Annotated in this window: 11 protein-coding genes; 6 read left to right on the top strand and 5 right to left on the bottom strand. The window is 37.5% G+C overall.

The genetic code is table 11. The annotated features are described in order from the left end of the window. Window positions 1–42: 42 nt before the first annotated feature. From ACWPWK_RS05790 to ACWPWK_RS05765, 6 genes are all read left to right on the top strand, one after another. Window positions 43–609, top strand: a complete 567-nt coding sequence (locus tag ACWPWK_RS05790; RefSeq protein ID WP_109371406.1) for a YceI family protein — start codon at window positions 43–45, stop codon at window positions 607–609. 546 nt (window positions 610–1,155) lie between these two features. Further along, window positions 1,156–2,823 carry an acyl-CoA synthetase FdrA gene (locus ACWPWK_RS05785; protein WP_109371404.1) on the top strand — a complete coding sequence of 556 codons (1,668 nt, stop codon included), beginning with the start codon at window positions 1,156–1,158 and terminating at the stop codon, window positions 2,821–2,823. 12 nt (window positions 2,824–2,835) lie between these two features. Further along, window positions 2,836–4,101, top strand: coding sequence for a YlbE family protein (locus tag ACWPWK_RS05780; protein ID WP_109371402.1), 1,266 nt, complete (start codon window positions 2,836–2,838; stop codon window positions 4,099–4,101). A gap of 43 nt (window positions 4,102–4,144) precedes the next feature. Continuing rightward, window positions 4,145–4,972 (top strand): DUF2877 domain-containing protein, encoded by an 828-nt coding sequence (locus tag ACWPWK_RS05775; protein ID WP_109371400.1) that lies wholly within the window; start codon window positions 4,145–4,147, stop codon window positions 4,970–4,972. A 47-nt stretch (window positions 4,973–5,019) separates the two neighbouring features. Then, on the top strand, window positions 5,020–5,925 hold the full coding sequence (locus tag ACWPWK_RS05770; RefSeq protein WP_109371398.1) for a carbamate kinase: 906 nt from the start codon (window positions 5,020–5,022) through the stop codon (window positions 5,923–5,925). Window positions 5,926–5,950: 25 nt separating this feature from the next. After that, entirely contained in the window at window positions 5,951–7,195 is a 1,245-nt protein-coding gene (locus ACWPWK_RS05765) for an MFS transporter (protein ID WP_109371395.1), read from the top strand. Window positions 7,196–7,253: 58 nt separating this feature from the next. On the opposite strand, the gene allS is transcribed toward ACWPWK_RS05765, so the two are convergent. From allS to ACWPWK_RS05740, 5 genes are all read right to left on the bottom strand, one after another. Further along, the gene (gene allS / locus ACWPWK_RS05760; protein WP_109371393.1) at window positions 7,254–8,168 is read right to left on the bottom strand and encodes an HTH-type transcriptional activator AllS; all 915 of its coding nucleotides are present in this window, start codon (window positions 8,166–8,168) and stop codon (window positions 7,254–7,256) included. Between the two features lie 375 nt (window positions 8,169–8,543). Further along, window positions 8,544–9,365, bottom strand: coding sequence for a CPBP family intramembrane glutamic endopeptidase (locus ACWPWK_RS05755; RefSeq protein ID WP_109371391.1), 822 nt, complete (start codon window positions 9,363–9,365; stop codon window positions 8,544–8,546). A 318-nt stretch (window positions 9,366–9,683) separates the two neighbouring features. Then, window positions 9,684–10,619 carry a phosphatidate cytidylyltransferase gene (locus tag ACWPWK_RS05750; protein ID WP_109371389.1) on the bottom strand — a complete coding sequence of 312 codons (936 nt, stop codon included), beginning with the start codon at window positions 10,617–10,619 and terminating at the stop codon, window positions 9,684–9,686. Beyond that, the gene (locus tag ACWPWK_RS05745; RefSeq protein ID WP_109371387.1) at window positions 10,606–11,328 is read right to left on the bottom strand and encodes a lysophospholipid acyltransferase family protein; all 723 of its coding nucleotides are present in this window, start codon (window positions 11,326–11,328) and stop codon (window positions 10,606–10,608) included. Before ACWPWK_RS05745 ends, ACWPWK_RS05750 begins: the two co-directional genes overlap by 14 nt. Before the next feature lie 3 nt (window positions 11,329–11,331). Beyond that, complete coding sequence (locus ACWPWK_RS05740) at window positions 11,332–11,994, bottom strand: CDP-alcohol phosphatidyltransferase family protein (protein WP_109371385.1); 663 nt, start codon at window positions 11,992–11,994, stop codon at window positions 11,332–11,334. Window positions 11,995–12,642 lie beyond the last annotated feature (648 nt).

Raw genomic sequence — 12,642 nt, 5'->3', positions numbered from 1 at the left:
CTTTATGGGCATTATTTTATAAAAATATATTAGGAATCAATAATGAAATTTATTTTACCTGCTGTATTATCCTTATTATTACTTGTGCCGACAGTGCAAGCAAATGAATATAAACTTGAGCCGACACACACTAAGGCTATGTTTTATATTGATCACTTTGGTACTTCGACAAATAGTGGTGGTTTTTATGAGATTGAAGGGGATTTAACTTATTCACCAGAAAAGAATATAGGAAAAATAAATGTTTCTATTCCAGTTAAAACATTAAATACGGGATTAAAGGCATTTGATAATCATGTGAAAAGTGCCGATATTTTAGATGCAGATAAATACCCAACAATTCAGTTTTCTTCAACACAATGGCATTTTTCTAATAATAAGCCTACATCTATTGATGGGTTATTAACAATGAAAGGGAAAACACTGCCAATTCATTTAACAGCAACTAAATTTAATTGTTATGAAAGCCCTGTATTTAATACACCTGTTTGTGGGGGAGATTTTGAAACAACCATTAAACGTTCAGATTGGGGCGTAGACTTTTTAGTCAAAGAAGGGATGGCGGATAATATGACATTAAAAATTCAAGTTGAAGCTATTAAGCAGTAACTTAAGTTATATATTAAATATTCTTTCTATTTTAAAAGCCTTATTAAATAAAAGGCTTTTTTTGTTTTTTATAAAATAAAATACAATTGAAAATAAAGATTAATTTTTAAATTTAACAAAGGAAAATAGCCTTTTTTATTTATTGATAATAATTATTTATTGTTGTATGTTATAAAATTGTAACTTGATAATTGGTTGTCTTTGTTTTATTTGAAGTTTGTATTCCATTGATTGTTTCTTATTCGTTAAATCCCTCTGTGAAGTTTTAGGTTCTATCCCTAAATTAATAAGCTTTCCTCATCATAATTTATTTAATAAATATCGTTCGATTAAATAAAAATTTTTTACAATAAATAAGTGTGACTTCTGTCACTCTACATTTCGATATTTCTTCAGTATGTTTATATACAGAGATTAGAAATTAATAAATCAGACATTTATTTATATTGCTTAATAACTTAAGCAAATAGGCTTCTTATTATCAAAAAAACGAAATGCAAATAGATATGTGCTGTTACATATATTAAATGCGTTAAGGATATCATAATGATCCATGCTTTTATTAAAAAAGGGAGCTTTCAGGATTCAGTAAGCCTGATGATTATTTCCCGAAAATTAAGTGAAGCCCCAGAGGTGGAAGAAATTTCCGTCATGATGGGAACACCAGCGAATAAATCTCTTCTCGATGTCACCGGTTTCTGGCACGACATGTTTAACGAAGCCACACCGAATGACATTTGTGTTTCGATTAAAGCGGAATCAGACGATCCTTCCATTATCGATATGATTTCTACGGCATTAGAGGAAGCACTGGCAGAGATAGCCAGTGGTCAAAAAGGTGGTAACAAATTAACAACAGTGCGTAGCTGGCGTACCGCTAAACAAAAAAGCACGAATGCCAATATGTTACTTATCTCTATTGCGGGTGAATATGCGGCTGAATTAGCTGATACCGGTTTAGAAGATGGCTGTAACGTTATGCTGTTCTCTGACAACGTTTCTATCGCAGATGAAAAAGCATTAAAAGAAAAAGCAGCTGCAAAAGGTCTGATTGTGATGGGGCCTGACTGTGGTACTGCGAATATTGCGGGAGCTCCTCTTGCTTTCGCGAATATTGCTCCTAAAGGTTCAATCGGTATTGTGGGCGCATCAGGTACTGGTATTCAAGAAATCACCTCACAGATTGTTTTACAGCGCCAAGGTATTTCTCACTCCATTGGTTTAGGTGGTCGTGATTTAACTGAGCAAATTGGTGGCATCAGTGCAATAACAGCTATCAATATGCTGGCTGCTGATCCTAACACTCGAGTTATTGCTTTTGTTTCTAAGCCACCAGCGCCAGCTGTTCGCCAAAAAATCATTGCTGAAATGAAACGCCATAACAAACCGATTGTGGCTCAATTCTTAGGAACAAAACCTGAGAAATTCCAAGACGACAATATCTATTTCACTCGCACTTTAGATGAAACTGCACGTATTGCGGCTGAATTAGCTCGTGTTGAAGATATTGCCGCGGAATTACCAAAAGTAGCGGGTAAGAAAATCATTGGTCTTTATGCTGGTGGTACGTTAGCGGCTGAGTGCGCCATGTTGTTATCTGAGAAACTCAATGTTGAAGTCGATAACGAACATAAACAAGGCACGATGCTAGATGCTGATGGCCACAAAATTATCGATATGGGTGATGACTTCTATACACAGGGTAAACCACACCCAATGATTGACCCATCTACACGTAACAAATTTATCAGTGAGCTAAGCAATAAAACCGAAGCTGGCGTGTTACTGGTTGATTTTGTTATTGGTTATGGCGCAACTCAAGATCCAGCTGGCGCGTTAATTCAGGAAATCAAAAAACTGAATGAGAAACGTGACGAAGCAAATCCATTGATCACTATCGCAACTATTACGGGTACTGAAGACGATCCACAAAACCGTAGCGAACAGCAAAAACAGCTAAAAGAAGCGGGCATTATTGTGATGGATACGTTGCCAGAAGCCGTTTTATTGGCCAAAGAATTAATCCAGCCTCATCCAGCAGAAGCACATGCTGAAGTGTCGCCACTGCTTAACGGGATCTCTGTGATCAACGCAGGATTACGTAGCTTCGCAGACGATCTGCAATCAAGTGGCACCCCCGTTGTTCATTATCAGTGGGCACCTGTCGCAGGTGGCAATAAAAAACTGGCTGAAATATTAAAGAAATTGAAATAAGGAATTGCAGATATGTACTCAACTATCGAACAAGCGAATGAAGCAGTTATCGAACGTATCCGTGAAGCCCGTCCTCACTGGTGTGATGTTAGCTTAGCAAAAGAAGTTGTTCCTGCTTTAGAGACAGGTAAAAAATTACTTCACGCAGGTCCACCAGTAACTTGGGGGGAAATGAGTGGCCCTGTTCGCGGTGCATGTATCGGTGCTTCTTTATTTGAAGGTTGGGCAGAAACTGAAGAACAAGCATTGGCAATGTTAGACGCCGGCGAAATTGAGTTTATTCCTTGCCATAACGTGAATGCAGTAGGCCCAATGGGCGGTATTACTTCTGCTCATATGCCAATGCTGGTTATCAAAAACCACATTCATGGTAACTACGCTTACTGCAACATGAACGAAGGTATCGGTAAAGTGATGCGCTTTGGTGCTTATGGTCCAGATGTGCAAGAGCGTTTACATTGGATGCAAAATAGCTTGGCGCCAGTATTAAAAGCAGCGATTGCAACGTTTGAAAACGGTATCGATCTGACGGCAATTATGGGACAAGCAATTACGATGGGTGATGAATTCCACCAACGTAACATCGCCGCATCTGCACTGCTACTGCGCCAGCTTGCACCAGTACTAGGCACTTTAGATTTTGAAGAAGCTGAAATTACCAAAGTGACTAAATTCCTGAGCATTACAGACCAATTCTTCCTGAACTTAGCCATGGCTTACTGTAAAGCCGCGATGGATGCGGGTGCTCAAATCAAGCAAGGTACTATCGTCACTGTAATGACACGTAATGGTAGCAACTTTGGTATCAAAATCAGCGGAATGGGTGACCAATGGTTTACCGCTCCAGTAAATACACCACAAGGTCTGTTCTTCTCAGGCTTTAGTCAAGCAGATGCGAACCCAGATATCGGTGATAGTGCAATCACTGAAACCTTCGGTATTGGTGGCGCGGCAATGGTTGCCGCTCCTGGTGTAACACGCTTTGTGGGGGCATCAGGTGGTATGGATGCGGCGCGTGAAGTGACTGAAGAAATGGCTGAGATCTATCTTGCACGCAACATGATGTTGCAAATTCCAACTTGGGATTTCCAAGGTGCATGTTTAGGTTTAGATGCTCGTCGCGTTGTTGAAACAGGGATCACGCCACTGATTAACACAGGTATTGCACATAAAGAGCCGGGTGTTGGTCAGATTGGTGCTGGTACTGTACGCGCACCTTTAGGTTGCTTTGAAAAAGCAATTGTTGCACTTGCTGAAGAGCTAGGCATCGACGCTTAATCTCGTTTTTTAACGACAAAATGCAGCAATAAAGGGGGGCATTATGCAAATTCAAGCACTTCAAACCAGCCAGCATATCACTGACTTTGAAGGTGAGATTAAATGTGTGGGCATTTATGACCATGCTTTGAATTTCATTTGCCCTCAACAACGCTTAATGACTTTTCATCGTGAAGGAAAAGGATTAAGCCCGATGGGATGGTTACTAAAACAAGATGATTTTGATTATTTTGCCAAACAGTGCCATCCCTCGATTGTGATGAGTCTTAAAAATCATCAAGCGACACTCGCAAATAAACTCACATTGATCGCAGGTCAAAGTGAGAATTTACGCTTACAAGATAAAGCGAATTTAGATTTACGTTGGTTAGAAAGTTTTTTTTCTCTGTTATCTCCCTCGATTGCAACGGGGTTATACGGCTCATTGAAAAATTACCGTCAAATCGCGCAACTCAGTGAAATAAAGTTATTAGCTAAGCTGTTTCATAATCAGCTATTAGGCAATGCTGTTAACTGGGCTATTTTTACAGGGAAAGGTCCCGGATTAACGCCAAGTTCAGATGATATGCTGGTGGGTATGCTATTTGCACATTATTTAGCAGAGCCAGAAAATAAACTTAATAATTTTTTTAATAACACACCGCCTTTATCTGAATTGACCACCATTGTCAGTAAGCATTATTTGGAATATGCCACACAGGGAATATTTTCTACCTATCTCATTCAACTAGGTAAAAAAATAAAGAATAAAGAGATTATTTTTAAGGATATGTTGGAAATACTCTCTATTGGTCATCATTCTGGTGCAGATACATTACTGGGCTTATGGATTGGTTACCAAACTAAAAAACAACAACAGCATATTGATTAATATTTTTTAATAAAAGAATTTATATAAACATTCGGATACGGATAATTATGAAAACAATTGTTATTGCTTTAGGCGGAAATGCATTATTGCAACGCGGGGAAGTTTTGTCTGCTGAAAATCAATATAAAAATATTGAATTGATGTCAGAGACAATTAATAAATTAGCTAAAGAGTATCGTGTTGTATTAGTACACGGTAATGGGCCTCAAGTTGGATTACTTGCACTTCAAAACCTTGCATATCAAGACGTTCCTGCATATCCATTGGATATCTTAGTCGCAGAAAGCCAAGGTATGATTGGTTATATGATGATGCAGAAAATTAATCAAAATCATCCTGAAAAAGCTATTACAACGGTAATGACTCGAGTTTCCGTTGATATTAATGATGAAGCATTTAACGATCCAAGTAAATTTATCGGCCCTATTTATGATGAAGCTGCTAAAGAAGAGTTAATTGCGAAGTATCAATGGACATTTAAACAAGACGGTAAATATTATCGTCGTGTTGTGCCATCACCAACACCGAAAAAGATTATTGATATCGAAGCAGTAAGACTTTTATTAGATAAAGGTCATATTGTTATTTGTGGCGGCGGTGGCGGTATTCCAGTCAACAATTCAAATAATGAATTTATTGGTAGTGAAGCTGTTATTGATAAAGATTTAACTGCGGCTTTAATTTCTCGTGAATTAAATGCAGAGCACTTTGTTATTTTAACAGAGGCAGATGCTATTTATAAAAATTGGGGTACACCAGAACAAGCTGCAATTCGTGAAGCAACACCAGAAGAACTTGCACCAATGGCTGTCGCTGATGGCGCAATGGGACCAAAAATCATGGCAGTGAGTGATTTTGTTAATGCAACAGGGCAACAAGCTCATATTGGTGCATTACAAAATATTCAACAAGTTATTGAAGGTCAGTCTGGCACTTTAATTTATCAGTCTTAATAAAAATGCTTTCAGGAGCGTCATTATGAACGATGCACAAGTGAATGAGAAAGGCAAAGTCCCTTATTGGGTTAAACTGACCATTATCTTCTTCTTTGGTTGGATTGCGCTGTATGGTAGCCGTGCTATTGTTGGTCCTTTAATGGTAAATATTGGTGCTGAGTTTGATCTGTCTAAAGCTCAACTTGGCTCCATCATGAGTATTTTCTTTATCGGATATACTGCACTAAATATTCCATCAGGCATGATTGGTGACTATTTAGGTAAGAAAAAAGTATTAGTAACAGGTGTTGTTCTCTTCGGTGGATTCACCATTATTGCGGGTATGATGCCAACTTACGTGACCTTTATGTTTGCATGGGTCATGGTGGGGATATTCCAAGGTTTCTATTATGGCCCTCAGTATGGTCTATCCTCAGAAGCGATACCAAAACATCGTATTACATTAGGTAGTGCGATTATCAATAGTGGTATGGCATTTGGTTTGTCTATTGGTTACTACATCTCAAGTATTTCTGTTGGTGAGATGGGAATGAGCTGGCGTGCTCCGTTCTATATCATTGGTGTGCCAATTATTATTATTGGTTTGGTTATGTTATGGATCATCAAAGATAAGCCAAAAGCACAACCTGCGGCAGAAAATGGCGCAGCCAAACAAAAAGTTAAACTGACATTTAAAGATTTATTTGGTAATCGCAATATCAACCTTGCGTATGTCACCATCTTCTGTTCAATCTATGGTTTCTTTGTCTTAGTAACTTGGTTACCGTATTACTTAGAAACTGAGCGTGGAATTACTGGGACACAAATTTCAACTATCGCATCATTAATGCCGTGGTTTGCTATTCCTGGTTCACTTATTTTTAGCTGGGTTTCAGATAAAATTGGTCGCCGTAAACCTGTGTTACTGATCATGTTACCGCTGTCATTAGTCGCTATTCTTGCTGTGCCAATGTCAGAATCAATGCCTGTGTTAATTGGTGCTCTGATCCTTTACGGTATTGTTGGTAAAATCAGTACAAACCCAGTACTTGTTGCTGTAGTTGCTGATAACTCACCCCGACATGCACTAGGTACATCATTTGGTGTTTATAACTGTATCGGTATGCTGGGTTCTGTTTTTGCACCAACATTAACCGGTTTCCTATCAGACAAAACAGGTAGCATGGACTCAGGTTTCTACTTTGCAGCTATTCTGATTTGTATCGGTATTGTGGCAAGCCTCTTTATTAAAGAAAGCAACAACAATAATGAAGAAGCAAAAGCGTAGTACGCTATTCAGATAGCCACTGAATATACAGTAAAAGGGCAAACTTCGGTTTGCCTTTTTAATTTAAAGGATCGTAAAACGATTGCACACTCGGGTGATTTTGCTTAAACAACTCCACTAAATAACTGACTACTGCGCCTTTTTTATCTTCACACCATGCCAATGAAAGAGGAGAGTTATGACGACGATTTTTTACTTCTTTCGCAATTAACTGTCCGCTATCAATAAGTGGTTTGCATAAACTTAATGGCAAAAATCCTATTCCCACACCTTTTAAATGACAGGCTAATTTTGTGTGTAAATCAGGTACACGGATCTCGTGCTGACCCGATAAGCGCCATGCAGTGCGTTTAGAAAGATGGCGAGACGTATCTTCGACGTTTACAGCAGAATACATACGCATTTGATCATCATTTAATACACCACTGATATTGGCTAAAGGATGATTCGGCGCGACAACAAATTGCCATTGAATTTCGCCCATCGCACAAATGTTAATATTATTCTTAAGGGATTCATTACCCGTAACACCGATAGCAAAATGGTAATCTTCATTAATAAGTGCATCCCAAACACCCATATAGACTTGGCGAGTAATATGAAATTGGGTAGAAGGAAAACGTTGATGAAGACAAGCCAACATACTGGCAACAGCTGTGCGATCATAAAGAAGATTATTAATCACAATATTGACCTGATGCTCGACACCCGCGTTCATTTGTTGAAGTTCCACAGGCATTGATTCTAGCCATACAATCCATTGACGACATTTTTCTAAGAGATATTCGCCCGCTGGCGTGAGTGTCACGGTTCTTGTGGTGCGATTAAAAAGTTGGGTGCCGATATTTTCTTCTAATGTTTTTATACGGTAACTAATCGCGGCTGATGTTTTATGAAGCATATCGGCTGCTTTGGTAAAACTTTGGCAGTCGGCGACCTGTATAAAAGTGCGGATCATTTCTTGATCTAACATATTTTTGTCCTGATGGCGAAAGAGGCAAATTTTCAGCAGATAATGCTGAACTAAAAAAAGAAAACAGAGCAAAGCTTACCTATTTTTTCTAAGGTCTATACCGTAAAGTAAGGCAACTTCTTATCGTATTAATGGATGTTATTATTTTGAGCTTGTTATTGTGTACCGAATGAAGTTTTGATTATTTATAGATAAGCGATAAAGCATACTAACAAAATTTTCATCGGATAATGGGCGCAATAAGAATATCTGTATTCTATTTGTGTGAGTGCTTTCACGTTTCACACATCCTTTTACTGATGAAGTTAAGATATCAGTAAAAGGTGGTGAAAGTTAGGATAAAAAATCCTTCGAGCAGATAAGAAAAAAAATCAATCAGGCTATTTTAAATGGGTAAGTAAAAAAGAGCAGGTGAGTCAGATTAAGTGCAAAGTGAAATAGCGTTGAAACCCAGAGCCGACCACTCCACATCCAAGCTAACCCATAAATAATCCCCGCGAGTGAAGCAAAAACAACTAACAATACTCCGCCTGCGAAATGTGCTAAACCAAAGATAATGGCTGCTATTAGTAGAGCAACATAAGGAGGTAGATAACGTGATAATGTTTGTTGAATCACACCTCTAAATAATGCTTCTTCAGCAAGTGATACAAAAAAGAGGTTCGCAAGAATAAAGGCAGGTAACCATGATGGTAAATGCAATTCAATTGCTAATCCCCCTAGCTTTACAGCGATCAATAACAGTGCAGGAATGGCAATAATTAACATTGCCCACTGTAATTTATTTGCTTCTTTTAATGGAGTGCAGACAAAAAGCGTAGGAATAAAGATCAGAAAAATAAAAGGTAATAATGCTTTGTCAGCATTGAAATAAAATGAAAAAGGGGCGCTTTTTATCCCTATAGCGGTGTGTGAAAGGTAACGTAAATTGTTAAAACCAGGAATAAGGTGAAAGGTTAACCCGCTGGCAATGATGATAAGCGCAAGAATGATGATCCCGCGTAGCAGTGGTTGTGTTTTATAACGTGAATAAGCAAATGCTAATAGCAGAATACCAAAAATAATGGGCAAAGTTTGCCATGTAATAACGCCAGTTATAAATGCGCTAACTGCCGTAAATGCAAGTGTAATAAGTGCAAGAGTGCGATTAAAACCCAAAAGTAATAAAGAAAAAGCAATGAGTAGCCAAGTGATCATAATGATAAATAATCTAGAAAGAAAAGGAGCGTTAGGGTAAAAGATAGCAGCTTTCTAAGCTATCACTATAAATAAAAAAGTAGAGAAAGCAGACCTCTTTATGCACAATAATTTTATTTAATTATTTGATTTATATGTAAAATATAATATATCGACTTTTAATCCAAAATTAAAACAAATGTTTAGTTTATATAATGATAGTTAATTTATGATATTAAATTAGCATAAGTAAAACAGGGAATATAAAAATGCCGATAGTTTTAATATCGGCACTTTAGTTTATATAGGTTAGTTTGCTTTTGATTAAACAGAGTAAAACTAAACGTAAAAATAGCGAATAACGTGGAAGAAAATAGGGGCTGCAAAACAGAGCGAATCCATTCTATCCATCATGCCACCATGGCCTTCGATCATCGTGCCAAAATCTTTTACACCGCTATCTCTTTTGATTGCAGACATACATAAACCACCGGCAAAACCTGCCAATGTGATTACTAAAGAGAGTAAAAATGCAGCCCACCATGAGAAAGGCGTTGCCCACCACAACATCATGCCAATAAGGCTGGCGGAGATAATGCCACCAAAAAAGCCTTCCACTGTTTTATTTGGACTTAATTTAGGCACGATAGGATGTTTGCCAAATAATTTACCAAACACATATTGAAGTACGTCAGAAACTTGCACCACTATCATTAAAAAGAGCAGTAAATTGATATTACGACCTTCGAAACCTTCAATTGGCAACATTAAAAGTGCGGGTGCATAACTTAGGCAATAAATTGCTATCATTACGCTCCATTGCACTTTTGCCATACGTTCTAAGAAGTGGCGAGTGTCACCTGAAAGTGCCATACGTGTTGGTATTAATAGGAAGGCGTAAACGGGAATAAATACTGCCATTAAGTTGTACCATTGCACACCAACAAGAATGTATTGGATAGGCAATATAACGAAGAAACACCAGAACAGCGCTTCATGGTCGTCACGATGTGTGGGTGTTAAGGTAATAAGTTCACGTAATGCAAGCCATGAGATAATAGTAAATAGGACGACAGAACCTATTGCTCCAATCCCTATTGCAACACCTGCAATAATACACATCACCCACCACGCATTGATCCTTGAATTAAGATTCGTGATGGTGGATGTAGGGCCTTTTACTGCCGCTAAAATAGCACCAATAATGCTGGCGATAATTAAGAAAGAGAAGAGTCCGATAAAGATCCAGAGGACTTCGTTATTAATACGTTCCATTGTGTAGCTCCTCTAACGCACTTTTTGCTCTTACTAGAAACTCTTGTTTACTTTCATGTTCATGAGTGGCTTCAATAGGGGCACCAAAAATTGCACTGCAAATAACAGGAACAACTAAGCGAGAGCCTTTAGGAAGAACTCTGTTTAAGTTTTCCAGATAAATAGGGACTAATTGAACATTCGGATTTTTACGAGAAAGATGCCAAAGACCTGCTTTAAAATCTTGAATAGATTCGCCATTACCTCGAGTACCTTCAGGAAAAATAATTAAAGAATCCCCTTGGTCTAAAATTTCTTGCATCAGAGCAAGTGCATTGGCTTTATTTGGTGCTGATGATGCAGCGTCATTAGCGGGTTGCTCTGCGCTTTCTCCGCAAGAATTTTCCTCTTGTGGAAAATTCATTTTGGTGGCATGACGAGGAATAAGAATAGCTCTAAAGATACGATGAGATAAATAACGGCGTAAGCGGTTTTTGTTCCAATAATCTTCAGCGGCAACGGGATGAACATAAGGGCGAATATTGGGTGAAAGACAAGACCAAATAACTAAGCCATCAAGATGACTAGAATGGTTAGCGTAATAAATACAAGGAATATCTTTTGCAATAGGAGAAGTTTGTTTAGCGCGAATACCTGTTAGGAATCGACAAATAGAGACTAAGACGGATGATACCACTTTTGCATCTAAAGCAAGTTTTCCATTTTTCATTAATCAGACACCTTGTGCTAAATCCCGTAAAATTCGACGGGTTCTGAAAATTGTGGTCAGCATTGAACCTAAAATAATAATCCATAATGAAATCAAAAAGAGCCATATTCCCCAAAGATTAGGAATAAATGCAGCAATAACAGCAACAGAGGTTAATAACGCCATTCGGTGTTGTTTTGCCATGGGGCCTGTAAATTGTTGATCTAGTCCACAAGCGCCACCTAATACACGAACATAAGCGGTCATTACTGCAAAAAAAGCGCCCACCCAGCTCAACGTAATGGCCATAGAAAAGTCAGAAGATAGCCCATAACCGACACCCAAAATAATTAAAGTATCAGCAATTCTGTCTGGTAATTCATTATAAACAGCACCTACTGGGCTTTTCATGCCTCCTTCGACGGCAACCATACCATCTAGTAAATTACAAATGAGGCGACCTTGGATCATGATAGCGCCAAGGAGCAGTAAAATTGAGCGTAATAATCCAGATGTGTAGAAGAGGGCACAAAAGAGTGATAAGCCTGCAAGTAATGCAAATATGACACTAAACACGGAAATACCGTTAGGAGTTGCCCCTTTTTGTTGTAAGTAGCGGCTGCACTTTGTAGCCCAGTTTGTTTGTCTTGCTTTTATCGGGCGACGGTTTTTATCTTGAGTGTTCATTTTTCTTTGTAAAAAGCGAGTTAGGAGGGTATAGCATAAGGGCATTTACTCAAAGTGAAAATAAGAATAAACGTATAAGTTTATCTTATATTTTTTTATGCAGATTAATTCCTTCTTTTTTTGCTCTTATTAAGACTATAAATAAATTATTAATAATTATTTGTTTTTCTAGGTGTTAATACTTATTTAGAGCTAGTGCATTGTACTTACACAATGTGATCATTTAATGATGCTCTTTATTTGATTGTTATTAAGTAGAAATGGTAAATGATGTATTACATTAATTAAACTATAAAGAGAATAAATTTCTTAAGTAAAAGGGAGTATAAAAGGAAATACTTATTATTATTTCTTATTTTACTGTTTAAATAATCGCAATTAAAACACTTCGATTAGAATTTTCTTATAAGGAATTTTTTGTTTAAATCGAAAATCAAAACGCATAACCAGTCTTTAAATGGGCATAAAAAAAGAGACGGGAATTTCTTTTGTATTATTTTTTACTCATTAATAATTTTCTTCGTAAAATAAGAATAAAGGAAATGAGAAATTAGAAATGAGAATACTCATCTTTATAATAAGTAAAAAATGATTTATATCAAATGAAGGGCTTCATCTATTCTTATATTGCTATTATTAATAAAAAAC

It is taken from the genome of Proteus sp. Marseille-Q3619, from assembly GCF_965283115.1.
The sequence above is the reverse complement of the archived record's forward strand: the minus strand, read 5'-3'. Positions and strand labels throughout refer to the sequence as shown.

What these genes read in the sequence shown, in the direction of transcription:
- ACWPWK_RS05790 (WP_109371406.1), top strand. Translation starts at nt 43, where the DNA reads ATGAAATTTATTTTACCTGCTGTATTATCCTTATTATTACTTGTGCCG.
- ACWPWK_RS05785 (WP_109371404.1), top strand. Translation starts at nt 1,156, where the DNA reads ATGATCCATGCTTTTATTAAAAAAGGGAGCTTTCAGGATTCAGTAAGC.
- ACWPWK_RS05780 (WP_109371402.1), top strand. Translation starts at nt 2,836, where the DNA reads ATGTACTCAACTATCGAACAAGCGAATGAAGCAGTTATCGAACGTATC.
- ACWPWK_RS05775 (WP_109371400.1), top strand. Translation starts at nt 4,145, where the DNA reads ATGCAAATTCAAGCACTTCAAACCAGCCAGCATATCACTGACTTTGAA.
- ACWPWK_RS05770 (WP_109371398.1), top strand. Translation starts at nt 5,020, where the DNA reads ATGAAAACAATTGTTATTGCTTTAGGCGGAAATGCATTATTGCAACGC.
- ACWPWK_RS05765 (WP_109371395.1), top strand. Translation starts at nt 5,951, where the DNA reads ATGAACGATGCACAAGTGAATGAGAAAGGCAAAGTCCCTTATTGGGTT.
- allS (WP_109371393.1), bottom strand. Translation starts at nt 8,168, where the DNA reads ATGTTAGATCAAGAAATGATCCGCACTTTTATACAGGTCGCCGACTGC.
- ACWPWK_RS05755 (WP_109371391.1), bottom strand. Translation starts at nt 9,365, where the DNA reads ATGATCACTTGGCTACTCATTGCTTTTTCTTTATTACTTTTGGGTTTT.
- ACWPWK_RS05750 (WP_109371389.1), bottom strand. Translation starts at nt 10,619, where the DNA reads ATGGAACGTATTAATAACGAAGTCCTCTGGATCTTTATCGGACTCTTC.
- ACWPWK_RS05745 (WP_109371387.1), bottom strand. Translation starts at nt 11,328, where the DNA reads ATGAAAAATGGAAAACTTGCTTTAGATGCAAAAGTGGTATCATCCGTC.
- ACWPWK_RS05740 (WP_109371385.1), bottom strand. Translation starts at nt 11,994, where the DNA reads ATGAACACTCAAGATAAAAACCGTCGCCCGATAAAAGCAAGACAAACA.